At 40.0% G+C, this 26992-nt stretch carries 22 protein-coding genes, 1 tRNA gene, 1 other RNA gene and 3 pseudogenes; 11 read left to right on the top strand and 16 right to left on the bottom strand.

All coding sequences use genetic code 11. From position 1 onward, the window contains the following. Positions 1-489 precede the first annotated feature (489 nt). Complete coding sequence (nrdI, locus tag DYD17_RS01235; RefSeq protein ID WP_003049453.1) at positions 490-951, top strand: class Ib ribonucleoside-diphosphate reductase assembly flavoprotein NrdI; 462 nt, start codon at positions 490-492, stop codon at positions 949-951. Positions 952-1320: 369 nt separating this feature from the next. On the opposite strand, the gene DYD17_RS01230 is transcribed toward nrdI, so the two are convergent. Next, positions 1321-2127, bottom strand: a complete 807-nt coding sequence (locus tag DYD17_RS01230; RefSeq protein ID WP_115246764.1) for a PrsW family glutamic-type intramembrane protease — start codon at positions 2125-2127, stop codon at positions 1321-1323. Between the two features lie 16 nt (positions 2128-2143). Beyond that, complete coding sequence (locus DYD17_RS01225; RefSeq protein WP_115252540.1) at positions 2144-2863, bottom strand: CPBP family glutamic-type intramembrane protease; 720 nt, start codon at positions 2861-2863, stop codon at positions 2144-2146. A gap of 244 nt (positions 2864-3107) precedes the next feature. On the opposite strand from DYD17_RS01225, the gene DYD17_RS01220 reads away from it, so the two are divergent. After that, positions 3108-4145, top strand: a complete 1038-nt coding sequence (locus tag DYD17_RS01220) for a M42 family metallopeptidase (RefSeq protein WP_115252539.1) — start codon at positions 3108-3110, stop codon at positions 4143-4145. Between the two features lie 40 nt (positions 4146-4185). After that, positions 4186-4329, top strand: coding sequence for a P-loop NTPase family protein (locus DYD17_RS10870; RefSeq protein ID WP_160147944.1), 144 nt, complete (start codon positions 4186-4188; stop codon positions 4327-4329). Positions 4330-4493: 164 nt separating this feature from the next. On the opposite strand, the gene DYD17_RS01215 is transcribed toward DYD17_RS10870, so the two are convergent. From DYD17_RS01215 to DYD17_RS01185, 7 genes are all read right to left on the bottom strand, one after another. After that, a complete protein-coding gene (locus tag DYD17_RS01215; RefSeq protein ID WP_115252538.1) occupies positions 4494-5327 on the bottom strand; it encodes an endonuclease/exonuclease/phosphatase family protein in 834 nt (277 codons plus the stop codon). A gap of 78 nt (positions 5328-5405) precedes the next feature. Next, positions 5406-7589: a PTS transporter subunit IIBC gene (locus DYD17_RS01210; RefSeq protein ID WP_115276311.1), complete on the bottom strand. Its 2184-nt coding sequence runs from the start codon at positions 7587-7589 to the stop codon at positions 5406-5408. 719 nt (positions 7590-8308) lie between these two features. Then, the gene (locus DYD17_RS01205; protein ID WP_115252536.1) at positions 8309-9067 is read right to left on the bottom strand and encodes a 16S rRNA (uracil(1498)-N(3))-methyltransferase; all 759 of its coding nucleotides are present in this window, start codon (positions 9065-9067) and stop codon (positions 8309-8311) included. Next, on the bottom strand, positions 9067-10020 hold the full coding sequence (prmA, locus tag DYD17_RS01200; protein ID WP_115276310.1) for a 50S ribosomal protein L11 methyltransferase: 954 nt from the start codon (positions 10018-10020) through the stop codon (positions 9067-9069). The genes DYD17_RS01205 and prmA overlap by 1 nt, the downstream gene beginning before the upstream one ends. 93 nt (positions 10021-10113) lie before the next feature. Beyond that, positions 10114-10554, bottom strand: a complete 441-nt coding sequence (locus DYD17_RS01195; protein ID WP_003049433.1) for an NUDIX hydrolase — start codon at positions 10552-10554, stop codon at positions 10114-10116. Between the two features lie 11 nt (positions 10555-10565). After that, a complete protein-coding gene (locus DYD17_RS01190; RefSeq protein ID WP_115252535.1) occupies positions 10566-10910 on the bottom strand; it encodes an ASCH domain-containing protein in 345 nt (114 codons plus the stop codon). Between the two features lies 1 nt (position 10911). After that, entirely contained in the window at positions 10912-11382 is a 471-nt protein-coding gene (locus DYD17_RS01185) for a DUF3013 family protein (protein ID WP_115252534.1), read from the bottom strand. Between the two features lie 168 nt (positions 11383-11550). On the opposite strand from DYD17_RS01185, the gene DYD17_RS01180 reads away from it, so the two are divergent. The 6 genes from DYD17_RS01180 (at position 11551) to DYD17_RS01155 (ending at position 17726) form a co-directional block, all read left to right on the top strand. After that, a complete protein-coding gene (locus DYD17_RS01180; protein ID WP_115276309.1) occupies positions 11551-13563 on the top strand; it encodes an amidase family protein in 2013 nt (670 codons plus the stop codon). Positions 13564-13709: 146 nt separating this feature from the next. Beyond that, the gene (gene pabB, locus DYD17_RS01175) at positions 13710-15467 is read left to right on the top strand and encodes an aminodeoxychorismate synthase component I (protein ID WP_037584900.1); all 1758 of its coding nucleotides are present in this window, start codon (positions 13710-13712) and stop codon (positions 15465-15467) included. 32 nt (positions 15468-15499) lie between these two features. Then, positions 15500-16066: an aminodeoxychorismate/anthranilate synthase component II gene (locus DYD17_RS01170; RefSeq protein WP_003049418.1), complete on the top strand. Its 567-nt coding sequence runs from the start codon at positions 15500-15502 to the stop codon at positions 16064-16066. 32 nt (positions 16067-16098) lie between these two features. Continuing rightward, positions 16099-17388 (top strand): replication-associated recombination protein A, encoded by a 1290-nt coding sequence (locus DYD17_RS01165; protein ID WP_115252532.1) that lies wholly within the window; start codon positions 16099-16101, stop codon positions 17386-17388. A 69-nt stretch (positions 17389-17457) separates the two neighbouring features. Further along, positions 17458-17653: non-coding RNA, 6S RNA (gene ssrS / locus DYD17_RS01160), on the top strand. Then, positions 17654-17726, top strand: a tRNA-Lys gene (locus DYD17_RS01155). 243 nt (positions 17727-17969) lie between these two features. Here the strand turns inward: DYD17_RS01155 and DYD17_RS01145 are convergent. Continuing rightward, positions 17970-19076, bottom strand: a pseudogene (locus DYD17_RS01145) (IS3 family transposase). Between the two features lie 324 nt (positions 19077-19400). On the opposite strand from DYD17_RS01145, the pseudogene DYD17_RS01135 reads away from it, so the two are divergent. Next, positions 19401-20162: pseudogene (locus DYD17_RS01135) on the top strand (IS256 family transposase); the annotation flags it as partial. A gap of 170 nt (positions 20163-20332) precedes the next feature. On the opposite strand, the gene DYD17_RS01130 reads toward DYD17_RS01135, so the two are convergent. Genes DYD17_RS01130 through DYD17_RS01105 form a run of 6 tightly spaced genes read right to left on the bottom strand, consistent with a single transcriptional unit; the run spans position 20333 to position 25474 of the window. Continuing rightward, entirely contained in the window at positions 20333-20698 is a 366-nt protein-coding gene (locus DYD17_RS01130) for a PTS glucitol/sorbitol transporter subunit IIA (protein ID WP_115246794.1), read from the bottom strand. Between the two features lie 33 nt (positions 20699-20731). Further along, entirely contained in the window at positions 20732-21721 is a 990-nt protein-coding gene (srlE, locus tag DYD17_RS01125) for a PTS glucitol/sorbitol transporter subunit IIB (RefSeq protein WP_115246796.1), read from the bottom strand. Between the two features lie 17 nt (positions 21722-21738). Further along, positions 21739-22287: a PTS glucitol/sorbitol transporter subunit IIC gene (gene srlA, locus DYD17_RS01120; protein WP_115246798.1), complete on the bottom strand. Its 549-nt coding sequence runs from the start codon at positions 22285-22287 to the stop codon at positions 21739-21741. Positions 22288-22306: 19 nt separating this feature from the next. Beyond that, on the bottom strand, positions 22307-22783 hold the full coding sequence (locus tag DYD17_RS01115; protein ID WP_115246799.1) for a transcriptional regulator GutM: 477 nt from the start codon (positions 22781-22783) through the stop codon (positions 22307-22309). After that, entirely contained in the window at positions 22783-24651 is a 1869-nt protein-coding gene (locus tag DYD17_RS01110; protein WP_115246801.1) for a BglG family transcription antiterminator, read from the bottom strand. Before DYD17_RS01110 ends, DYD17_RS01115 begins: the two co-directional genes overlap by 1 nt. 22 nt (positions 24652-24673) lie before the next feature. Next, the gene (locus tag DYD17_RS01105) at positions 24674-25474 is read right to left on the bottom strand and encodes an SDR family oxidoreductase (RefSeq protein ID WP_115252531.1); all 801 of its coding nucleotides are present in this window, start codon (positions 25472-25474) and stop codon (positions 24674-24676) included. Positions 25475-25683: 209 nt separating this feature from the next. On the opposite strand from DYD17_RS01105, the pseudogene DYD17_RS01100 reads away from it, so the two are divergent. Continuing rightward, positions 25684-26672, top strand: a pseudogene (locus DYD17_RS01100) (IS3 family transposase). Positions 26673-26992: the final 320 nt, after the last annotated feature.

Here is a 26992-nt window from a genome sequence, read left to right as displayed (position 1 = left end):
ACCTATCAAACTGACTTACGGTCAAAGGGAAGACCCGGTTTTTGCATTTTTCGGTCACATTTTTTTTATTTTTCAAAAAAATGGTTAAACTTCTATTTTTAAAGGGCTTTCTTTGACGTTTAACGATTAAATTATTGCCATTCGATTTTAAACAGGTCATGTTTTTTGCTTTTTTTATTTTTTTTGAACAAAGAAAACTACAAACTCTCAACCTGCCCTTAGTGAGGTGAAAAGCGTTTGATTTTCCTTGGATCATCTATCTTCTGTTTCATCCTTACTTTTTTCTTTCATGCCATTGCCATAAAGATTGAAGATGATGACAGGTTTGCCACTTCTTTCAAACTTTAGATGCAATTTCAACAGAGCCATCAAGTGTTAGTTTTTTCCGATTGACTTATCTGTCTCATTTTAGGGTTGCAACTTGTTTGTTGCCGTAACTTATGCTAATCTTAGTCATAACATATTATAGTTTTTAGATGGGAGTCTTTGATGTCAGACTTAACGATTGTTTTTATCAGTCTTAGTGGAAATACCCTTAGTTTCGTTAAGCGCATGTCTCTCTATTTAGAAGAAAAACATGGCTTACATATCGAGCACGTTAATATCAAGCAACTTAAGCACGAGACCTTTTTACTTGAGCAACCCTTTGTGGCTGTCCTACCTACTTATCTAGAAGGGGGAAATGGTGTTACTTCTGGGGATGTTGAAATCCTGACAAATCCTCTTGGAGATTTTATTGCCGCTCATGACAACTATAAACGATGTCTGGGCATCATTGGATCTGGTAACAAAAATTTTAACAACCAATACTGCTTGACTGCTAAGCAATATGCCAAGCGCTTTAACTTTCCTATGCTTGGGGATTTTGAACTACGAGGAACAGCTGACGATATTGAACGTTTAGCAGCTGTTATTTTAGATCGCAAAGCCTCTTTTGAAAAAGAAAGCTAGGAAACAAGCTTTGCTCACTTTTAACACTATTTTAGGTTCTAGGCTAGACGATTGATTACCCTCTAGGGCCAAAGACTATGTCACACAAAAAAACAGAGAGTCATGCTTGATCATGGCTCTCTGTTTTTATTAATCACATTCCAAAACAACTGTACAGGGATACTGCACTTATCATTGCTCCTTGGGTAACTAGCACTAATGCAGACAGTCTTGCAACATCTCCTGTACTAAGGTTAAAAAGGTTTTGATTGAAGGACTTTACCTTAATGTCGTCTTTTAATATTCTGCTAGCTTCTACCCATTTCCCTTACTCAAAGGTCAGAACAGGGGCAAAAGAACTCTCCTCCTAAGATTATGACGACTGATTTGTTAGTGTTCTAAAGTAAAATTATTCTTTTTCATCTCAAAACATAACGATAGCAAAATTAGCCAACTAGCCAATGTCAAAACAATCTTCAACATAACACTGCCATCAATGTAGGGACTATTCCATAATATATGCAGTATCATTGGTGCACAAAGATAAAGATAGGCTACGGCAGAAGAGCGATAAGATTGATACCTATAGAGCATAAAAATCACTACAGTGAGTATAGCTGTTAATAACCAGTGACCACTAAAAGCTGTCTCAAATCTTAGGACTGACTGGTGAAGAGGAGTAAGATGTTTTTCTACAGCTGCAGCTACTACATAAGTGTGGTCCTCGGATAATTGAAATCCTAATCCAGTTCCAACTCCCAATAACATGGCTGCCCAAAGGTTTCGCTCTTTGGATAGATAAATCACAATACTAGCTATCCCTAGTTTGAACGTTTCTTCAACTAATGGAGGTATAATGCTTGGGATCCAATCTTTTAATAGACGAGCATTTGGGAAAAGGAATTTTAGCAAATCAGCCAGACGGGTATTCAAAACGCCTGTTAAATGTCCAACAACAAGCCCTCCAAATACAAACGCTAAGATAAACCAGTAGTAAGAAACACCTAGTTTTTTAAAGATGTAGTATGCAACTGCAGCAATAGGTAGACAATACCCTAACCATAAAAGAGCGATAGCGAATAGGAGATTATGAGCTTCTCCTTTAGATAACGATAACGACGTTATGATGAGCGTTTCTTGAATAAGTCGATAAAAAGACAATAACAACAATGAAGTCAATGTTATTTTTCGTAGCATTATTTTCTCCTAACATTTAGTTAAAAAAACTCAAAATCCCTACACCAATCATATCACCAATAGCATGGGCTACAAAAAAAGGGACCAAATTCTTTTTTTTCATAGAGTTGTAACAGATATAAAAAAGAGTTCCAAGCAAAAGACCGATAGCCAATGCTGGAATCATACCTTGATAGGTATGAAAGGCAAAGCGCACTAGTAAAGAGTAACCAAGCATATAATATCTGTATTTAGGCTCAGTGCTTAAACAGATTCCCAAAAAAAAGATTTCTTCATAAAAACCATTCATTAAAGAATAGAGAAATAAGGACAAATCAATATTAGCCAGGGCTCCAATAAAGGCATTGCCAGATACTTGACTAGAGGAGTCAGCCAGTCCTTCTGGTGGAAAAATCTTGTAAATCACCATAAAGTAGATATCAAAGGTAAGGGCTGCTATTATAAAAAGCAAGATCCCAAAGCCAATAGCTTTTGGGGCCACCTTCATTGACCACCTAGAAAAATCAAAACGCCTCCACCACAAGTATAAGAAAGCAAGTCCTAGTAAGGGTAGTTGTTGGGCTAGAGCAGCCCAATTAAGTTCACTAGTAAACTCTGATAAGGGCGCAGCTTCTCCACTTCCCGACGATAAATACACTAACGTGGAATCTATCGTGGCTTTGCCAAACAAAATAACGCTTAATACAACAACATCCCACCATTTGAGATAGGCCACACGATTCTTTGGTTCTATCATAACCTCTATTCCTTTCGATAATTGTCACAAAGACATCATTTTTTTCACATTATACTCTTTTTTCCTAAAAGTTTCCTTAATCACGGTAGACGGTCATCTGCCTAACCCTAAAACTTCGTGCTATCCCACAAAGTTTGGTTTTCGTCATCATTATAAGGTCTGTCTGCCTAACCCATACCTTTGTCCCCTTAAAAAATGCTATAATAGAAGGACTATATGGATTTTTTCAAAGAATGGAGTACTTATGAAAACAACTGTGGATTACCTGACTAAACTTGCTAACATCCCTTCTCCAACCGGCTTTACTCGGAAAATCATGGACTATGTGCATGACGAACTCAGCCAATTTGGCTATGAGCCTGTCCGTACCCATAAGGGAGGCATTATGGTGTCTGTCAAAGGTAAAAACGATGACAAACACCGTGTGGTGACGGCTCACTTAGATACTCTAGGAGCTATGGTTCGTGCCATTAAGCCAGACGGTCGCTTGAAAATGGACTTAGTGGGCGGTTTTGTCTACAATTCTATCGAGGGAGAGAACTGTACCGTACACCTTGCCAAGTCTGGAAAGGAAATTTCTGGAACCATCTTACTGCACCAGACATCTGTGCATGTTTACAAAGACGCCGGCAGCGCTGAACGCAACCAAGCTAATATGGAAGTTCGCTTGGACGAAAAAGTCACAACGGCTGATGAAACACGCGCTCTTGGCATCCAAGTCGGTGATTTCATTTCTTTTGATCCGCGTGTCATCGTGACCGAATCAGGCTTTATCAAGTCGCGTCACCTTGACGACAAGGTCAGCGCAGCTATTCTTATGGAACTCCTAAAACGTTACAAAGAAGAACAAGTGGAATTGCCATACACCACCCATTTCTATTTCTCTGCCTTTGAAGAGGTCGGACACGGTGCTAACTCCAGCCTACCAGCACAAGTGATTGAGTATTTAGCGGTTGACATGGGGGCTATGGGGGATGACCAAGCAACGGACGAATACACTGTTTCCATCTGCGTCAAAGACGGCTCTGGTCCTTACCACTACGAGCTTCGCCAACATTTGGTAGCCCTTTGCCAAGACCATCAGATTCCTTATCAGCTAGACATTTACCCTTATTACGGTAGTGATGCTTCTGCTGCTATGCGATCAGGCGCTGAGGTGCGTCACGCGCTTCTTGGGGCTGGTATTGAATCAAGTCACTCCTATGAACGCACTCATACAGACTCTATCGAAGCGACTGAACGACTGGTAGATGTCTACTTGAAAAGCACCATGTTTGATTAGACAGAAAACTATCGTTCCTTGATAATCTTAGAAGTAACACATGACCAAACTCATTCTTATCCGTGGAAATGATGCTTCTAGAATAACAAGCTTGACCAAGCGGTTACAAGCCAAACTTAATTCTTCAGCGCTAGTCATCTCTCAAGACCTGTTGAGAAGGGAGATAGTACTTCTCAACAACTAGCGATTATTACGAATCTAAACTAGGGAAAAGTTAAAACATTTTTCTTATCCTAAAAACCAAACCGATTAATTAGCACTAAAAGCTACAAAATCAGTTTGTTTTTTTAACACTTTTGCTTATTCTGAAAGAATAATAAGAAGTCTAGCACTCTGTTTGGAAAAAACTTATAAGGTCTCATCCTTGACCCAGTCTAACGTCACTTCCAGACCATAGTGGTCACTGACGACCGGTGCATCTCCACCTTCAAAGGTAATGTGAGATGCCTTAATCTCAAAATCCTTGCTGGTAAACACATGGTCCACCTTGAAGGCTTCTTTATTATCTTCCCAGCCATCAATATCAGCCACAATACTGTGATCACCAAAAATACGGTCAGCAATCTTATGGCTATCTTGTAGGTCTAAGGGGCTACCCATAATCACTTGATATCCGTCTTGATCCGTTGGATTATTAAAATCTCCCATTAAAATCAGAGGGCAGTTTAGAGATAGCAGTTCTTTCTCTAACCTCTCCCACTCGCCCAAGAACCCCTTGTCAAACCAAGACAAGTGCACATTTACAATAGTAACTTCCTTACCATCTAACTTGGTTTTGGCGACGAGCGAGCGTCTAGTGTGGTAGTCTGTTTCATCATCCATGGCTGATACGAGAATATCTGAAACATGAATAGGTTGTTTTGATAAGATTGCCACACCTTCATGGTAAATGTCATAGCCAATATGGTTATAAGCCCAAGACCAATAATAGTGCTGCCCCCGCTTTTTGAGGTAATGAATCAAGAGAAGAGCAAAATGATCTTTATGAATGGCTGGTGTCCCGACAATAGGTTGATAACTCGGTAGTTCCATGGCCAATTCACTTTCAATCAGTTGGTTGATTTCTTGCAAGCAAATAATATCGTATTTTTCAGCTAGGATATGCTCTGCCAAATCAACTAATTTTTTAAGGGCATTGGCTTCCATCCACGAATGGGTATTCAGCGTTAGTAACTTGGTCATTAGTTCTCCTTTATAAGACAAGAAGAGCCATAGCTCACCAGCTGCTGCTAGGACCTATCACTCTCTTGCTCTATTCTCTTAAAGTTCTACGGTTGCTACTGGAGTTTTAGCAGGCTGAGCTCCTAAAGCTGTCAAGGTCACATCTTGGATCTCTGCTGTGTTGGTAAAAGCAACAATAATGGTTGTTTCACGCTCTGCTGATTGGATGGCAGCAAGATCTGCTATCACTAAAAGATTTCCTGCTGCAACACGTTGCCCTTCGGTGACTTTTACTGAGAAAGGAACACCATTTAGGGCTACGGTATCAAGGCCCACGTGCACCAATACTTCAAGACCACTGTCTGTCAGTAATCCAAAGGCATGTTTGGTTGGGAAGACACTGGTCACAAGGCCAGATACTGGCGCATAGATATTGCCATTTGTTGGCTCCACCGCAAATCCATCACCCATCATCTTAGCAGCAAACACCTGGTCTTTCACACCTGTGATTGGTAAAACGGTTCCGTCTGCCACTGATAGTACTTCCTCTGTCACGTGACTAAAATCTTTGGCTGGCATTTGTTTGTCGGCTACTTTTGCCATATTGACTTCTGGAATAATAGCCCCTGAATCAAGCAAATCTTGAATATCTGATTTAAGAATATCTGCCTTTGGTCCATAGACTGCTTGGACACCACTACCTTTGGTAATGAGACCCATAGCACCTACTTTTTTCCAATCGTCCTCAGAACCAACTTTAGCTGGATCTTTAACAGTTACTCGGAGGCGGGTCATGCAAGCATCGACATCATCAATATTGTCACGTCCTCCAAGAAGGTTAACAATTTGTACAATTGGTGAGTTACTATCTGCCATCGGTGCAGAAACAGTTTTGGCTTTATCATCAAGCATGTCTGCTTCATAGTTACCTAATCGACCAGCTGTTGCAAGATTCATTTTCTTAATCATCATATCCGCAATAAAGTACATAATGATTGCAAAAAGAACAGAGACCCAAACAAAGTTAATCAAATCCATACCTAGGCCAGCTTTAAGAGCCATCGGTGTACGGGTCAATAATTCAATGTTCCCAAATGAGTGGACACGGAGATTCACAAGGTCAGCCATAGCAAATGAAGCTCCCTGAACAAGGGCATAAACAAGGTAAAGTGGCATTGCTGCAAACATAAACATGTATTCAAGTGGTTCAGTTACCCCTGTCAAGAATACCGCTGCCGCTGCTGAGATGAACATCATTTTGTATTTATGTTTTTTATCGGCATCCACATTACGGAACATCGCTAAGGCAACGCCCATCAATGTTCCGGTAGCACCAATCATTTGTCCTACTTTGAAACGAGCTGGAGTGACTCCGTCCATTAACTGGTGATAAGCTGAAGCATCTGTTCCTTTAAGGTGAACAAGGTCTGTTACCCAAGCTAACCATAGAGGGTCTTGTCCAAATACTTTTGTTCCTGCTGCTGCACCTGTCATGACTTCATAAGTTCCCCCAAGAGCTGTATAGTTCATTGGAATGGTTAACATGTGATGCAGACCAAATGGTAACAAGAGACGTTCCAAGGTCCCATATAAAAACGGCGCTAGGATTGGAGCTGAATCTTGCGAGGAGGCAATCCACATCCCAAAACCATTGATTCCAGACTGGATAAGGGGCCAAACAACAACCAAAGCAAGCGCTACAAGGATTGAACGCAAGATGACCACAAAAGGTACAAAACGTTTCCCATTAAAGAAAGTCAAAACTTCAGGAAGTTTACGGTAATTATAGTATTTGTTATAAGCTGTTGCTCCCACGAACCCTGCGATAATCCCAACGAAAACCCCTGTGTTTAGGGCTGGAGATTCCAAGACACTGGTGAAATAATCTTTAACAATCATTTGAGTGCCAAGGAGGCTTGTGATTTTTGCTTCTGGATCAGCTAGCATAGCACTAGACACTCCATAAAAAGCACCTGTAATTCGATTGATTAAAACAAAGGCAAGACCTGAGGCAAAGGCCCCTCCTGCACGTTCTTTAGCCCAACTACCACCAATGGCCAAGGCAAATAGCAAGTGAAGGTTAACAATGATAGCCCAACCAATCTGAGCGATAATGTTTCCTAGAGATGCCAAAAATGCTGAGTCATGGTTAAGCATTGGAATGGAGTTTCCGATACTGATCATTAAACCAGCCGCTGGCATGACAGCAATAACGACCATAAGACATTTACCGAATTTTTGCCAAAACTCGAAACTAAACAGTTGTTTGAATGATGTTTTCATCCTACTTCTCCTTTTCAACATCCTCATTATAAGAAACCAGTGATGACATGTCACGCCAAGACGGATTAAAGTGACAAACGATTGACGCAAGCGTTTGCGTAACTTTAAGTCCATTATACTTGTCTTTAGGAATTTTGTAAAGCGTTTTCTTAAAAAAGAATAAGAGAATGTTGTCGTTCCCTCTAGCTAAAAGCTTAATCCCTAAAAACAAGCATCGTTTGCCAATATGTCACTGTAGGCCATGTTTCGTACCTATCTCGGTAACTCAGTGTCATCACGACAGCTATGTAGACTAACTAGATGTCCTTTGTTTATAAAGACACTTGCAATAGCTTACATAATTTATAAGAAGAGAGTGAGCAAAAACCTCCTAGCTAGCCTGCATTGAGCTATTAACTTTTGATTGTCACTTGAGCAGACTAGACTGTACGCGGAATAACTGGGCAGGTCATTCCCAGCTACCTGGCTTTTTGCATAATCTTTTGGTGTTTAACTAATTATGTAATCGTTGTTAGTGGTTAGCGACAGCTATCGATTCCCATGCAATTGCTAAGGTTGTAACAACTTTAATGTGACTAATTCTTTTTTCTTCTAACTATCTTTTTACTAGCATATTATTACCCTTGATTTGGGAGCTCTAAATATACTTCTTTTTAGGCTACTTTAGATTTCTTAAAGAAGCTTTACCTAATAAAAAACTAAGCAAGTGAAGAACTTGCTTAGTTGTCATCAGATGTTGCCTGCAATTCCAAGGCATAACTAATAGCACTTAAGGCGTAGAGCGGAGCGGTCTCTGCTCGCATAATGCGAGGACCCAAACCTACCTTAATGGCACCTGCTGCCTTAAACTGAGTGATTTCAGCTGGGGAAATGCCACCTTCGGGTCCAAAGATAAAAAGAATTTTTGCCCCTGGTTTAACTTCTTTTAATTCACGCGCCAAGGTCGCTAGCTGACCTGCCTTAGCTGTTTCCTCATAAGCAACGAAGATATGATCAAAGCTAGGAAGATTTTTTAGAAATGCTGCCTTCTGTTCAAAAAGACGCACTTCTGGCACTCTATTTCGTTTGCTCTGCTCAGCAGCTCCTAAAACAATTTTAGCCAGCTTATCTTCTTTTTTAGCTAATTTTTTGCCATCCCATTTGACCACTGACCAGTCTGCTGGATAACCCCATAGCGCACTGGCTCCCAATTCAGTCACTTTTTGGGCAATCGTGTCTAACTTATCGCCTTTAGGAAAACCCGAAGCGATGGTCACCTCAACAGGTAGCTCAACCTGATCTGGCAAGGCCTCTAAAATGGTTAACTCGTGAGTGACACTATTAGTCACCTTGGCTAAATACTTAATCCCGTCATCAAAGACCAAAACAACTTCTGCCTCGTCAGTCAAGCGCATCACTTGAAACATGTGCTTGATGGTATCTTTATCGGTAATCATTACCTCTTTTTCTGCTTTGCCTTTAATAAAATACTGTTGCATTAGCCGCCAATCACTCCTGAGATATCATCTGTTTTTTTGAACACTAAGGCGTTCCACTCGCCTTGAACCATATGCGTCTCAAGGAAGAAGCCTGCGCTAAAAGCAGCTTCCAGAACCATATCCAGTTTCTCAGAAATGATACCAGATAAAATGAGATAGCCTTGGTCCTTGACCAAACGATAAGCATCATCAGTCAATAAGACTAAGATATCCGCCAAGATATTGGCTACAATCACATCTGCTTCTTGACCAACCCCTTTTAAAAGATATCCGGCAGCCACATGAATGTTGTCTGTTCCTTGGTTTAAATCAATGTTTTCTTGAGCCACTCGAACAGCCACATCATCTAAATCATAAGCATAAATGGTTTTGGCACCTAGCAAGGAACTCGCAATCGAGAGGACACCTGAACCGGTCCCTACATCGATAACCGTTTCACCACCACGAAGGACTTGTTCCAAGGCAAAAAGGCTCATTTTAGTTGTGGGATGTGTCCCTGTCCCAAATGCCATTCCAGGATCTAGTTTAATGACCTTTTCCCCAGCAGAAGCTTCATAATCCGTCCAACTAGGGACAATGGTTAAATCATGCGTGATGCGAGCTGATTCATAGTATTTTTTCCAGTTGTCTGCCCAGTCTTCCTCAGCCAGTTCCTGACTGTCCACAGTAACCTGACCAACCTGTAATCCAAAACTAGCCAGCTCCGCTAACTGTTCATTAATGGTCACGGTCACATCCGCTAAATTAGTGCTACTTGGGTAATAGGCTGTGATAGCTATCATGTCAGACTGCTCCACATCTGGGTATAATTCCCCAAAGCGGTCCTCCTGCCCAATATAGTCTGCGCTATCCGCGATAGCAACCCCTTGACTGCCTGTCTCAATTAACAAATTTGAAACAGCCTCTTGCGCATCACGATGCACCTGAACCGTCACTTCTTGCCATGTTTCCATAGTTATGTCCTTTCAACTTTTAACAATTTCTCTGATGCAATGACACTTGTGTCGTTCTAACAATCCTTAAACACTGAAATACCAACACTCATCTCACTGGTCACTTTTCTCAGCTAGATAAGCTGCCAAGCGTTCTTGTAATTGAGGCACAGCCTTCTTATCCGCTAAAAAATCCTTCACCGGTACCAACTTGTAAGCCTGACCTTCTTCTCCAAAATGAATGGCTTTAACAAGATCTTTACTAATCATGGCCACCATGAAAATAGAGTAAATCTCCGGATTCATAACCCCTTGATAAGCTTTTTCCCAGACGACCATATCTTGCGAAATCGCAATTCCTAGTTCTTCCATCACTTCACGTTGCACACATTCAAAGGGTGTTTCTAAACCTTCTCGGCCCCCACCAGGCAAATCCCAGGTGTCAGGAAAAGGAATGGTAGACTTATTATCTCTTAAAATGGTCACAAGGTGTTGGTCTTGCATTAAAGCAATTTTCACTCCAGAAAAAACACATGCCTGTGTTAATGATGTCATAACCGTCTCCTCTACAGCACTGATAACTCAATGCCGACTACCCCATACTGGGCTTGCTGTTCCTGACTATAATAGCGTTCCATGTCTTCTGGACGAGCCATCTCCAGTTTTTCTTTCCGATAGCCACAGTTATCTAAGGGTAACGACTGGTAAAGCTGAGCGAAGTCGTCAAAATAATGAAGCTCAATCACCTTTGTCCACAACATCTGACTACTATCATCTGTTCTCACAAATACGATGGTATCATCAACTTGAACCTTTTGCCGCTTCTCGTCATTCAGACGCAATTCAATCGTCTTTGTACCTGAGGCAATCATCTCAAAAGGTTTAGGGCTTAGCATCATCTCATGTGTCATCTTAGTACCTTGGATAGGGAAAACTTACTCCCTCTTCTAATCCTTGTTGACCTTCTTCAAAAGCTTGCGCGCTCCATTCCAAGCCGAAATCAACCTTACTGTCATCTGCTAAGAAATCCATTAAATCGCTGTGCCCTTCAATAGCAACATCGTTGAGAAATTGTGCAAAGTAAGCTAAGAATTCACGAGAGAAGCCCTTTTTGGCGTCAAAAGGAATGGTAACCAAATAATCTTCTGCCTCAAATTGAGACTTGGCAGGGTTGTAAAAGAGCACATAGTCCTCAAAGACAATGTCGTCTTGAGTCACTTCGCCGCTGTCGTCAATGGTTTCAATAGCCTCTTTATTTTGAGCTTCTAAAATAAAGGTCACTTCAACCGCGTGATTTTTCTTGTCCCAATCCATGGCATAGTCATACTGAAAATGCTTGTCCATTTCTTCTTCTAATACTGATAAAAAGCCATATTTTGCCATCTAATTATCCTTTTTCCTAACGGTTGCTTCCATTGTAGCATAATTTGAGCTAACTTTCACTGGCAAATGCTGACTGATGGACCTTCTGTATTTTAGTAAGCGTTTTACCCCTTACTGTTCTCTCATTATGTTAAACTAATAAGCGATTATGATGTTAGGAGAAAAAGAATGAGATATTCTAGACGCTACCCTTCTCAGACAAGACAGATGCTTCTTGCCTTATTATTAATGGCTGCCAGCCTACAAGCTGGAACTATGGCTACTTATGCGGATGAGGCTAATACCAATCATCAACCACCAACGGCCCAAGTGGAAGCTAGTAAGCCAACAGTCGTGGAATCTGTCACTTCACCTGTAGACCAGACCCCTCCAGTCTCAACGCAAGAGACTTCGTCTCCTTTACACCATTTAACAACAGAAGCCACTCCTGCCACCCAAGAATCTCCGATTACCTTAGAAGACTATAAGGCAGCCAGTGCGAGCCAATTAGCTGAGTGGGCTCGCCAGCAACGGGTCACAGGCCAACAGCTGCTAGATTTTGCCTTGGAAACCATCAAAGAAACTAACCCTGAGCTCAATAATGTCATTTCTCTGCGTGAACCATCGGCTCGACAAGAGAGCGAGCAAATGACAGATGAAGGGCAACCCTTTTACAAGGTTCCTATTTTAGTTAAAGGATTAGGCCATACCGTTGCTGGAAGCAGCAACACCAACGGACTTGCCTTTTTGAAAGACAAAACCAGCTCATCTACCAGCGCCTTTGTCAAACAACTCCAAAAGGCTGGTTTTATCGTGGTAGGGCAGTCTTCTTTCCCTGAAATGGGATGGATTAATGTGACGAATTCCAATCTTTACGGAAACACACATAACCCATGGCAGCTTGATCAAAATCCTGGCGGGTCTTCTGGTGGATCTGCAGCTGCTGTGGCTTCAGGGCAAGTCAGTCTAGCCAGTGCTTCTGATGGTGGGGGCTCAACCCGCATTCCAGCTTCTTGGAGTGGCTTGATTGGCCTACACCCAACACGTGGTATTTTAGAAGGAAATCCGACTTCTGAACGTAGCAATGTTAGCCATTTTGCTCTAACTAAGAGCATGGAAGACTCTGAAAAGCTCTTCCAATTCCTCTTAAAAGACAAGGCTAAAGCGCAACAAAACCCACAGCGTTTAGACACAAGTATCCCCATTGCTTATAGCACACATACACCTGCTGGAACCCCAATTAGCGAGGAAGCGATTGCTGCGGTCAAGGAAGCTGTGACTTTCTTACAGGAACAAGGTTATCAAACCGTAAAAGTTCCTTATCCTGTGAATGGTAAGCTCATGATGCAATACTATTACACCATTGCAGCTTCTGCAGCGCCATCTATCAATTTTATGGCACAACAAACCTTGAAACGCCCCCTTCAAAAAGATGATGTCGAACTCCTATCATGGGCCCTCTATCAAACTGGTAAGGACTTGACCAAAGAGGATGTCAACAAAGCCTGGGAGGGTATCGCAGCCATGACCGAGCAATTAAACCAGTTTTACCAAAAATACCCCATCTTCTTAACACCGACAACAGCCTATCCTGCCCCTACTGCTGATTACCACCACATTCCTAAAGACCTAGTGGCACAGCTCAGTGACATGTCAGGCTTGAGCAAAGAAGAAAAATTGGACCTTATCTATCGCCAGTGGCTACCAGCTTGGACGCTGACACCATTTACCCAGCTTGCTAACCTGACGGGAACACCATCCTTGTCCTTACCAACCCATGTGACCGCAACCGGTCTACCTCTTGGCATTTTGGTGAATAGCGGAGCTCATAACGACAGTCTCCTGTTACAACTGGGACAGCTTTTTGAAAAAGCCAATCGTTTCCATATCCTGACGGCGGGCAAAAAAGGATTGCCGGCGGGCCCAGTTAAGCAAGGCTCTCAAGTCAGCAAAGAAGAAAACAAGCAACATATCGTTTCTGTTGATGATCACACCAAAAGTTTTGCCAATCCCTCAAAAGTTCAAACCAGTCACAAGACCTTGCCTCAGACTGGTGACAACAAACAAGATAGGATATTAATGACTAGTTATGTTAGTTTATTCCTTAGTAGCCTACTCTTGGCAGATAATTCCAGGGGAAACAAGGGAAAAACTAGGCTATTATCGGTTGATTTTTCAACCCACACCACCCTAAACCTCTAGTACTCCTTGGCTTATTATAAAAGCCTGACCCTATCAAGCAAGCCTGACCTTTTTCGAGAAAAGGGTCAGGCTTTTTCCTTGTCCAAAAAACATTTTCTACTTGGTCTCGTTAAGCTTGGCAAACGCTTTTATGATATAATTTGGGTATGCATAGAAAAACCATTATTGATTTCAAGGAGCTTGGATACCGCTTCTTGTTTGAAACCCCCTTACTAGAGTTGATAGCCAAGTCTTTAGATCAGGTTGGCCCAATCATTCACCAGGTTCAGCACTACCAAGAACTGGGGTACTACGTGGTGGGTTACCTCAGTTACGAAGCAGCTGCTTTTTTTGACAACGCCTTACAAACCCATAATGACCGATTAGGCAACGAGTACCTTGCCTATTTTACGGTGCACAAAACCTGTCAAAAAGAAGACATCCCTCTCGATTATGACAGCATTACTATCCCTAACCAATGGGTCAGCGCCACTCAAAAAGAAGCCTATCAAAAAGCCATTGAATCCATTCACCATGAGATGAGGCAGGGCAATACTTATCAGGTTAATTACACTATTCAATTAACTCAGGAACTCAATGCAGTTGAAAGTTTAGCCATTTACAATAAACTTGTCGTTGAACAAGCTGCTGGCTACAATGCCTATATCGCCCATGATGAGCTTGCCGTTATTTCAGCTAGTCCTGAGTTGTTCTTTAAACAGGAAGGGAACCAACTCATCACCAGACCGATGAAGGGAACCACTAAGCGCGGGGTTACTAGCTGGCTGGATCAACAAGAACATGATTGGCTCCAAGCTGACGGAAAAAATCGCTCTGAAAACATGATGATTGTTGATTTGCTCCGCAATGACATGGGTAAAATTTGCCAAACAGGCAGTGTTCGTGTTAATAAACTCTGCGAGGTGGAACAATACTCTACCGTCTGGCAAATGACCTCAACCATTGTTGGTGACCTCAAATCGGACTGTGACCTGATAGACATTTTCACAGCCCTCTTTCCTTGTGGCTCTATCACAGGGGCGCCAAAAGTCTCCACCATGGCGATTATCAAATCCCTGGAGCCAAACCCAAGGGGCATTTATTGTGGAACTGTTGGCATTTGTTTACCTGACGGTCGTCGTCTCTTCAATGTTCCCATTAGAACCATCCAGCTCAATCACAGCCAAGCTACCTATGGTGTCGGAGGCGGCATCACTTGGCAAAGCAAGTGGGAAGACGAATACGAGGAAGTACAGCAAAAAACAGCCTTTCTCTATCGGCACAAACAAATCTTTGATCTCAAAACAACCGCCAAGGTAGAACAGAAAAAAATAACCTTTCTTGAGCAACACCTCAATCGGCTTAAAGAAGCAGCTACTTATTTTGCCTATCCTTACGATGAGAAAGCTTGTCAGAAACAACTATCAACCTATTTGGAAGACAAGAGCGATGCTGCCTACCGCTTGACGATTAGTTTATCCAAAGATGGAAAGATGAGACTCTCTGATCAACCTTTGGAACCTTTGTCAACCGATTTTCTAGCAGCTCAACTCTGCTTACAGAAGAAGGACGTGACGGAGTCGCCTTTTACCTACTTTAAGACCAGCTATCGCCCTCATATTGAGCAAAAATCTTATGAACAGGTGTTCTATAACCAAGCGGGGCAATTATTGGAAACTTCCATTGGCAATCTCTTTGTTCAGCTGGGTCGGACCCTCTACACACCACCGGTGGCTGCGGGTATTTTACCAGGCCTGTTCCGCCAAGAATTGCTATCTAGCGGTCAGGTTCAGGAAAAAGAATTAACACTAGCTGATTTAAAAGAGGCGAGCGCTATTTTTGGAGGAAATGCTGTCCGTGGCCTCTACCCTCTCAATCTTGAACTTACTCATCTTAAAGCCCTCTTAGCCAGCGTTCAAGCCTAAACTGACACTTATCTTTTGTTATTAAGGAACCTATGATACTCTTAATTGATAATTACGATTCATTTACCTACAACCTCGCCCAATATTTAAATGAATTTGACGAGACTATTATCTTGTATAACCAAGACCCAAACTTATATGATATGGCCAAAAAGGCTGACGCGCTAGTCTTTTCACCCGGCCCTGGTTGGCCAAAAGAAGCCAACCAAATGCCAAAACTCATTCAAGACTTTTACCAAACAAAACCCATTTTAGGGGTATGTCTGGGACACCAAGCGATCGCTGAAACCCTAGGGGGAACCTTACGCTTGGCTAAACGTGTCATGCATGGCAGGCAAAGTACCATTGAAACACAAGGTCCTGCCAGTCTCTTCCGCTCCCTCCCAAAACAAGTCACCGTCATGCGCTACCATTCTATCGTTGTGGATCAGTTGCCCGAAGACTTTATCGTGACCGCTAGAGACTGTGACGATCAGGAAATCATGGCATTTGAACATCGCTCCCTGCCACTTTTTGGCCTACAATTCCACCCAGAAAGCATCGGAACCCCTGATGGCATGACCATGATTGCTAACTTCATCGCAGCCATTCCCCATTAATCCCACCCCCCAAAAGAAAGGAGGACAATTACATGCCCGATCATTTAGCGCTCCGCATGCGCCCCAAAACCATTTCAGAGGTCATCGGACAAGAACATCTTGTTGGCGAAGGCAAAATCATCCATCGCATGGTGGAAGCCAATATGCTATCGTCCATGATTCTCTATGGTCCTCCAGGAATCGGTAAAACTTCCATTGCTAGCGCTATTGCAGGTACCACCAAGTATGCCTTTCGAACCTTTAATGCCACCGTCGATAGCAAAAAACGTCTCCAAGAAATTGCTGAGGAGGCCAAATTTTCAGGAGGATTGGTATTGCTACTAGACGAGATTCATCGACTGGACAAAACCAAACAAGACTTCCTGCTCCCCTTACTGGAAAATGGCACCATTATCATGATTGGCGCAACCACTGAGAATCCCTTCTTTTCAGTGACACCCGCTATCAGAAGCCGGGTCCAGATTTTTGAACTGGAACCTCTCTCCAACGAGGATATCAAGCGTGCCCTTCAAACTGCCATTACCGATAAAGAAAGAGGCTTTGCCTTTGACGTGATGCTTGACGATAATGCTCTTGATTTTATCGCAACGGCTACCAATGGTGACTTACGCTCAGCCTATCACTCTCTGGATCTAGCAGTCATGTCCACAAAGCCAGATAGCGACGGGAAGCGACACATCACCTTAGACACTGTTGAAAATTCCTTGCAGCGCAGCTATATTACTATGGATAAGGATGGCGACGGGCATTACGATGTGCTATCTGCTCTCCAAAAAGCTATTCGCGGCTCCGATGTCAATGCCAGTCTTCACTATGCGGCACGATTAGTGGAAGCGGGCGATTTACCAAGCCTAGCCAGACGATTGATTGTGATTGCTTATGAAGATATTGGTTTGGCTAATCCTGACGCCCAAGTCCATACCGTTACCGCACTTGATGCCGCTCAGAAAATCGGTTTCCCAGAAGCACGTATTCTAATTGCTAACGTGGTCATTGATTTGGCCTTATCCCCAAAATCTAACTCAGCTTATCTGGCCATGGATGCTGCCTTAAGCGATTTGAGAACATCAGGAAACCTTCCTATTCCAAGGCATTTGAGAGATAGGCATTATGCCGGCAGTAAAGAACTGGGTAATGCCAAAGATTATCTTTACCCCCACGCTTACCCTGAAAAATGGGTGAAACAACAGTACCTGCCAGATAAATTAATCGGTAAACAGTATTTTTCCCCCAACGAAACAGGAAAATATGAACGTGCCCTGGGGGCCAATAAAGAGCGTATTGACAAGCTTTCTAGTCACTCAACCGGAATCCCAAAATAGCAAACGGTTACATTTTTTAGGGTTGGGACTTGAAAAAATCTGAGAAAGTGGTATCATAAACATACAGAAACATTGCTGTGGCATACGAATCCACATCTAAGTGTTGACCGACTATTTCTTTGTATTCTCGGGAAACAAAGACTCTTTCTAGTCTGCAAGCCGTTTCACGCGGACGCAACTTCCAAGAAAGAGCGCGTTACCCACCTGCTTATATTGCGCGGGCTCAATACAAAAAGTGGATCACCGGTGCCAATACAGCATTCTTGCCTCCTTAGCTCAGTTGGTAGAGCAGTAGACTCTTAATCTATGGGTCACAGGTTCGAGCCCTGTAGGGGGCATATAACTATACATAAAAAAGCCTTTGTTTAAAGGCTTTTTTGCTTGTCTGAAGGGGATTTGTCCCATCTTTTGTCCCCGAAATTTTTTAAAATTTCAATACTAACTTAGAATTAAAATATTCTTAATATATATTACTGTCTATTTATAAACCTTTATATTCAAATCTTGATTTCTAATCACCTTGAACCCCATTGAATTCTGAAAAGGCAACACTTTTCTGTACAACATTTATAAAGTGTTTTCTAGGCAATTAATCTTTTAGTCATTGGTGTTTGGTAGTTGAGACTACCATGAATGCGGTGGTAATTCCACCAATGAACATAGTCTTTAGTCTTAAGAGCTAGTTCTTCCAGCGATTGAAAGGTTTCTTGATAAACAAATTCAATTTTGAAAGCACGATACGTACTTTCGGCTACGGCATTGTCATAAGGACAACCAGCCTGACTAAGCGAACGTGTGATTCCAAAGGCTTCCAATATTTCATCAATTAACTGATTATCAAACTCTTTGCCACGATCTGAATGGAACATCTTGACTTTGGTCAGGGCGTAAGGGATGCTTTGTATGGCTTGCTTAACGAATTCAGCGGTCTTGTGCCAACCAAGAGACAGGCCGTTGATTTCACGGTTGTATAGGTCAATAATAAGGCAAACATAAGCCCAACGATTGCCTACACGAACATAGGTTAAGTCAGTGACTAAGGCTTGTAGTGGTCTTTCTTGCTTAAATTGCCTGTCTAAATGGTTGGGAATAGGGGCTTCATTCTTGCCTCTGGAATGTGGTTTGAAGGTGGCTTTCTGATAAACAGAAACCAAATTGAGTCGCTTCATAATGCGTCGAATCCGACGACGTGAAAGTGTGATACCTTCGTTATTCAAGCATATTTTGATTTTTCTGGATCCGTATCTGGCCTTACTTTCGAGAAAAATAGCTTTGATATTTTCTTCAAGTTTCCGCTTCAGAGACTGGTTTAACAGCCTTGTAGTAATAGCTAGAACGAGGAATGTTCAACCAACGACACATGGCTGAAATGCTATAGTTATCCTTATTAGCAGTGATTATTTCCCTTTTTGTGCCATAATCACCGCCGCTTGCTTTAGGATATCTAATTGCATTTCGAGTTCTTTATTGCGTTTCCTGAGTTCAATCAGCTTCCGCTGTTCATCTGTCAGATTATCAACAGACTTGAATGAACCTGTTGTTTTGGCTTGTCTAACCCACTTATCGAAGGTGGAAGGGGTTAGCTCATATTCCTTGATGAGACTGCTACGCTTTCTACCAGCATTGTAAAGGTCAACAATTTGTTGCTTAAAATCATCGGTGAAGTGGCGACGTATTTTTCTAGACATGGTTTTTCTCCCATTTTTCTTAAGTGTAGAACACTTTATAAATTCTGTCTAGTTTAGTGTAACCTATTCAGATAATAGAATACAACAGTAAATATCGTGATGACCTTATTTTTATGATTTTAAGAGTAAAAGATAATTTAAGAAAAGTTCCAAGTATTAATGCAGATTTCCTAAATATAGAACAACGGTTTGAATCCTACAATTTTTACCCTAAACATGGTTATAATTTTTATGATAAGAATCATCTCATCAAACAAATATTTTAGGTGTAATGTATATAAATCATAACCAAAGTTAATCCCTAAATATGAATTAATTATCTGAAAAGAGACCCAAGAAAGTGTCTCTGCCTTTCATGAGAGTTCACTTCAAACTAACTACTCAGTCTTGTATCTAGATGGAAGTTGCTTACCCTTGCGACGAGGTACGGTCAGTGAAGAATGTATTCACATTGCACTTGGTATCACGCCTGAAGGGTATAAATCAGTTCTTGATTATGAGATTGCCCCTAATAAAAATAATGTCTCTTGGTCAGATCTTCTTAAGAGGCTAAAAAATCAAGGACTTAAGCAAGTTTCTCTAGTTGTTACGGACGGATTTAACGGTGTGAATAAAATCATCCAACAAGCCTATCCAATGGCTAAACAGCAACGGTGTCTGGTTCACATTGGTCGTAATATCTCCAGTAAGGTTAAGCGAGTAGATAGGGCATCTATTCTAAATCAGTTCAAGCAGGTTTACCGTGCCACAAATTCACAGGAGGCTACTAAATTATTAGAGCAATTTGTCTCTAAATGGAAGCCTCGTTACAAAAAGGTCATGGCATCACTTGAAATGACTGAAAATCTCCTAACTTTCTATCAATTTCCACATCACATTTGGTCTAGTATTTACTCTACAAACTTGATTGAATCACTCAACAAAGAAATTCAGCAACAAAACAAGAAGCGGGTGGTTTTTCCAAATGAAGAAGCCTTAGAACGGTCACTTTTAAGCATTTTTGAGGACTATCATATTAAGTTTGGAGCTCGTATTCATAAAGGATTTGGAACATGTTTTGACACACTTGATAGTTTATTTGATTAATATTAAGCAACTCTACTCTTGGGTTTACACAAAATTATTGACAGTACTGAAAAGAGAGAACTCCTTGGGTTCTCTCAAAATCAATATCTTTTTATATCAATTAAAGTTAGCATAATGGATTTAAATTCTATATCATGGGAAAATTGTTAATGATAAAAGATTATTTTCAATTACTGAAAAAATGCAATGGTTGTGCCTTCAGAAATTTTCGGAATTTCTGAACCGATAACATGTAATGTGCCTGGTAATGAACCTTCACTTGAACCATCAAATGAAATAGTAATATGCCCAAGATTTATCAAATTCTTTTCGACAACATTTCCAATTGAAGTGACTTTATAATTACTTTGATTAATTAATAGTGTACTCCCTTCTTGAATATGACCGTCTAGAATTTTATTATCAATAGTATAACAAAATTCTGCAAGATCCGCTGGAGCTCCTTGACCGAATAATATCAACATATTAGCACTTTCTATCATTCCATCGGCCTCTGCACCAACAGATGTCACTTTTGTTTCAAATATTTTTACCATTCAAACTCCCCCTTTTATTGATTTTAAATCTTTTTACTTATAAAGTCCAATACTTGCAATCCAAGCCACAATTACACGTGGAACACCATTTAAGAAACGAGAATATAAGACTGATGGTACCCCAACTTCAACTGTTTCTGAATTTGCCTCAGTCAACCCAAGAGCAACAGGAATAAAGTCACAACCATTTTGTGTATTAATCGCAAATAGGGCAGGCAATGCCATTTGTGGCGGAATATTACCTTTACCAATTTCAACACCGATAAGTGTTCCGATAATTTGAGAAATAACTGCTCCAGGTCCCAATAATGGTGATAAGAAAGGTAGAGAACAAATAAATCCAATCAATACTAACCCCCAGATATTACCTGCTAGAGGAACCATTAATTTAGCTAGCCAGTTCCCAACACCTGACCCTTGGATAATACCAATTAATAATGATACAAATGCCATAAACGGAAGAATAGTATTAAGCATTGTTTGAATCGCATCACGGGCAGCCTGGTTGAAGGTCGCTACAACTTTACCCGCACCCATACCAATACGTGCTACAAAACTTGATTCCGCACGTTGTTCTGTAATTTTTTTACTTGTATCATAAATTGCTTTATTTGTATCATTTTGGACACGATTTTCAAGAGATGCAGACTCGTCTGTGGCTATAATTTGATCAATCCCAACGGCAGAAACATATATTTCTTCTGTAATATATTGTGCCAATGGACCACTCTTACCAGTTGCTACAACATTAATTGTTGGAATTCCTTTTTTAGGATAAATTCCACAACGCAATGTACCACCACAGTCAACAATCGCTAGAGCAATTTCTTCATCTGGAATAGATGTTTTAAAGCCATTAACAGCTTTCATACCTGTTAAAGCAACAATCTTATCTACAATTTCAGGTTTTTCACCACCTCCTGTAATATAAATGAATTTATGTTTTTCTTCAGTTGGTGTAATAACAAGAGGTCCGCCATATCCGCCACTACCTTTGACTACTTTAATACTTTGATAAGTCATTTTTCTACTCCTTTTTACTAGTCTAATTCAACTGTTTTACTTAAAGTAATACCTTGTTGTTTAGAAACATATGCAGTTGTAAAATCAGTTACCCAACCACCTACAAAGTTCATAATTAAACCAACAAGTAAATAACGAATTGCCAATTCCATTTGACTTAATCCTAAAGTCTTAATTCCTGATGCTATGCCTAACCAAACAAATAGTTCACCAGGATTGATGTGAGGGAAAACACCATTTGAGGTATGACAAAATTGCATTTGTGAAGCAACATAACTAGGCTTATAATATTCTGGCATAAAACGTCCCATACTAATAGCCATAGGATTACCTAACATAAACGCTGAGATAAAAGGTAAAATCATGTAACGGCTGATAGGGTTTTTAGCAGAAACCTCTGCAAGTTTATTAACACGCTCTTCACCAAGAATAGCAATAAAAGCATTCATTGCAACCAAAAGCATCAATACTACAGGAACAATTCCTGTCATCCAACTAATAAAAGTTTCGCCGCCTAATTGAAAGAGCTTCATAAAGCCTTCTGCGAATTTTGTAATGTAATCCATTATAAACTCCTTTGTTTATTTATTTTTTAAATTGATATTTTAAGCGAGTCATTAAGGTCTTCATGTGAAGATCAAAATCAAAAGCTGAGCTATATCTTGAAATTTCCTGATAAGAACCAGCCTCTACTCTTAAGAATAATTCTCTGGCGTCCTCTATAGCTATTTGAAGTAAACGGTTTTCTTTTCTTACTAAAGGATTGTAGCTGTCAACATAATGAATATCTTGACCAAGAAATTGTGGCATGGCTTTAAAGGTTGCTAAAACGCTAATACCTTGCATTTTACGTGCATCTAAAACAATGCCTTCACTATTAATAGCAAACATGACAATAGTCCCTGATCTGATCCTTCCTGACCGTCTACCAATAGTGACGCGACCTTTTTGCCGTAATTCAGCGTAAACCTGATTGAAATGTTTTAGTTGTTTCATGCCTAAAAAGATTTGAAAAATATAAGCAGATATCACAATAATCGCTAGTACGATAATACTATCCATTAAAAAATCCCTCTTTCCTCCGTAAATTGATAAAAAGCTTCCTCTGACTCTATTAAACGCAATTCACTTCTTAATAATTCATCACTAGCAATCCTAAAAATATCATCATAAAGTTCCAACATTTCTGCTTCTAACCGAGTTTCAACTTTTTTGGGGATTGCTACCATAAAGATAATAGCAACTTGATTATATCCTTCACAAAATATTTGATCTAATACCCCAACTAGAAGGATTGGCTTATCAGAATGATAATTAATTGCATGAGGAAAGGCAACCTGATTACCAAACATCGTAGATTGTTTCATTTCTCTTTGGATAATTCGTTCAGAAAAACCGAAATCGACTATATTTTTCTTAGCTAATATCTTAACCATATTTGTCAAATAACTACAATATGTACTTTCAGGTTTTAAACGGACAAAGCGAATAATACTATCTTGAATGTTTCTTTGATGAAAGAGATGAACTTTTTGCCATTCATTTTGCAACCATTGATCATTGAATACATTAGTGATTTGAACCAATGGAGATTTTAACTGGCCAAATTTTAATGGTATGGTTGTAAAAATTGCAAAATAATTATCATCTCTTTCAGGGTTAAACTGTTCTTCAGAAAATTGAAAAATTTCAATATCTGGACCAAGAACCTTAGTTATCCTTCGACAAATCATATTTGCCGTTCCACGTCCAGTAGTACAAACAACAGCAATACGCTTTGATCCTTTTTCAACAATTTGTTCTTTATCTCGCAAAATCAGTTCAAAGTATAATGCTAAATAACTACATTCGGATATTTCCAAATGTGTTGAAAAGGTTTCTTCTAATACCTTCCCAGCCGATGTTGCCATTTCAAATGCTAATGGGTATTTATGTTTAATTTCTCCATGAAAAAGATCATTAGCTTGAATCTGAAAAATTAATCGATTAATTAAAAATTTTAGATGTGTATGAATTTCAACAAATAATTTTTCTTCATCAAAATTAATCAACAGGCTTTCTTTCACTTCTTGAATCATCTTTTGATAAAGTTGAAGAAAATCGGGATTTAATAAACCTTCATGATAAGTCAAGCCATCTATATATTGGGTGTTCAAGGCGAAAGAAATAAAATCACGTTCAAATTGACTCAAGGAAGTTTGATAGTCTAATTCTAGGTGATAAACAAGTTCCTCCATAAAAGAGTTTGATTTAACCTCATTACTATAAAAGGGAATATAATCTGTTAAATGATTATTCTCATGAATACGCTTTATTGTTATTGCAATCGTTTTATTCAGAAGCTCTTGAATTTTTCGAGGTAAGCGGTAAACTTTATAAAGGTTTTCTAAGAAAACAAGACTCTCTTTTTGTAAATAATCAGTATCGAAATAAGCATAAACATGATGGATAAATAATAGTCTAATTTTTAATTCTGATCCAAAAGCTTGAATTCCTCTATTAGGAATTCCTTTGATTTCAATGTGATAAAGGCTTGCTAATTCTTTTGCTGTTTTTAAATCTTTATTTATCGTACTTCTACTTACACCTGTTTCTTCTGCAAGATCATCTATTACGATTGGTGTCGGAGATTCCAACAGGCGTTTAAGTAAATACGCAACACGTTTACTTGCTGAGTTGAAATCACTAGTCTTTCTAAGGCTACCGGCTAAAATTGTTTCAAGTCTAGCATAATCATAGACAGTCAACTCTAGTTGGTTATTTGTTTGAATAATTTCAATATCACCATCTAAAAGATCATTTAATTGCTCTATACTTTTTGTTAAAGTTTGTGGGCTAATCTTCATATGTTTTCTCAAATCATCAAAAGCCAACTGGTTTTGAATCAATAAAGTTTCGAGTATATCATACCAACGGTTAACTAATGCCATGACTATCCTTTCTAGCTGGATGTCATCCTCTTGTTTTACCACCTGCTACATTTGTTGTAATTCCAGTAATATAGCTTGAACGATCTGAAATATAATAAGCGACAAGATCTGCAACTTCCCTTAATTTCCCACTACGTCCAAGTGGTGTAGTACTCGTAGATGAATATCCTGCACGAATCTCTTCAACAGTTTTTCCTCTAGTATATCCTAATGCCTCTTCATATGCCCGTGTTCTTAGCCCAGTAGCTTCCATAATACCTGGTGCAATACCTACAACACGAACACCATATTTTCCTAATTCTTTTGACCATGAACGCGTATAAGAATACAATGCTGCTTTTGTTGCTGCATAAGCACTTTGCCCTTCAGAGCCTTCAAGCCCAGCTTCAGAAGCCATATTAATAATAACACCTGACTTTTGTTCAACAAGTATACGTCCAACTGCTTGGCTTACTAAAAATAGGCCTTTTTGGTTAATTGCTGTAATTTTATCAAATGTCTCGTCATCTAATTCATATTTCCCATGAGGATCATTTGAATCAACTAGAAGTCGAGGAATATTAATTCCAGCATTATTAATTAATGCATCAATTTTACAAAAATGTTTTACTACTTTCGATACTCCATCTTCAACTTCTTTACGAGAAGTAACATCAACCTTTACAAATATTAAGTTTGGATGAGTTAAGCCATTGTCTACAATATCAAAGTTAGCAACTTTGACATCTAATTCCAGAAGTTCTTCAACAATTGCTCTACCTATACCTGAGGAAGCACCTGTAACGATTGCCGTTTTACCAGCAATATTTAACCAGTCAGTCATAATTTTTTTCTCCTTTGCTTTTTTTACACCTATATTATAAAACGCTTTCATACTTTAATTAAGATAGTCTTTTTTTATAACTCAAAAAAATACATAAACTAATTTTGTTAAAAGAGTAAAGAGATAAAAAAAGTACTGTCTGAATAGGTTACACTAAGCTAGACAGAATTTATAAAGTGTTCTACACTAAAGAAAATAGGAGAACAGATATGTCTAGAAAAATACGTCGCCACTTCACCGATAACTTTAAGCAACAAATCGTTGACCTCCACAATGCTGGCAGGAAACGAAGTGAGCTTATCAAAGAATATGAGTTAACGCCCTCAGCCTTCGATAAGTGGGTTCGTCAGGCAAAAACAACTGGCTCATTTAAAACTATTGATAATCTTACAGATGAACAGCGTGAACTGATTGAACTCCGAAAACGCAATAAAGAACTCGAAATACAGCTAGATATCCTAAAGCAAGCGGCGGTGATTATGGCACGAAAAGAGAAGTAATCACTGCTAACAAAGTTAACTGTAGCATATCAGCCATGTGTCGTTGGCTGAATATACCACGCTCTAGCTATTATTACAAAGCTGTAGAGCCAGTATCTGAAGTAGAGATTGAAGAGATGATTACGTGCATTTTTCTTGAGAGTAAGTCTAGATATGGGGCTAGGAAAATCAAGAAATGTTTAGAGAATGATGCTATCTCACTGTCTCGTCGGCGGATTCGTCGCATCATAGAGAGACTCAACTTAGTATCCATTTATCAGAAAGTAGCCTTTAAACCGCTTTCCAAAGGAAAGAATGACGCACCCATTCCTAACTACTTACACAGACAATTCAATCAAGAAAGATCACTTGAAGCGACTGTGACCGACTTGACTTATATCCGTGTTGGTAAGTGCTGGGCTTACGTTTGTCTCATCATTGACCTCTTCAATAAAGAGTTTGACAATCAGCTGATTGATGAGATGCTTGAAGCTTTTGGTATCATTCGTTCCCTCAGTCAAGCCGGTTGTCCCTATGACAATGTCGTCGCTGAAAGTACCTATCGTTCCTTCAAACTGGAGTTTGTCAACCAGGAAACCTTCCATTCACTGGAAGAATTAATCCTTAAAACGAAAGATTATGTCTACTGGTGGAACCACTATCGCACTAATGGTAGTCTTAACTACCAAACTCCAATGGCAAAACGACTGGCTGCATAAAAGCAATTTATAAATGTTGTACAGAAAACTGTGGCCTCTTCATAATAATGCCCTAGTAAAAATCTTTTTAAAAGCTAGAGCATCAATGGAAAAAGGGGAGCGAGATGCACTCGCGAAGTTAAGCAATGATATTTCCTGGTATCTTGTGCTGAACAAGTACGAGGCACCCCAACCTGTTATTGATTTTGCACAGCAACTAGCCAAGGAACCTCATAAAGAAAGAGGAAAACTAGCCTTTTTACAGTCGCTAGCCCTCTCTCTCATCCACAGATAACATTTTTTCTTAAGATGGGATCGGACGCTTTATCAGACAGCTAACT

The organism is Streptococcus dysgalactiae subsp. dysgalactiae (genome assembly GCF_900459225.1).
Lineage (GTDB): Bacteria > Bacillota > Bacilli > Lactobacillales > Streptococcaceae > Streptococcus > Streptococcus dysgalactiae.
Note: the sequence above shows the minus strand (reverse complement) of the source record. Positions and strands in the feature narration are given on the sequence as shown.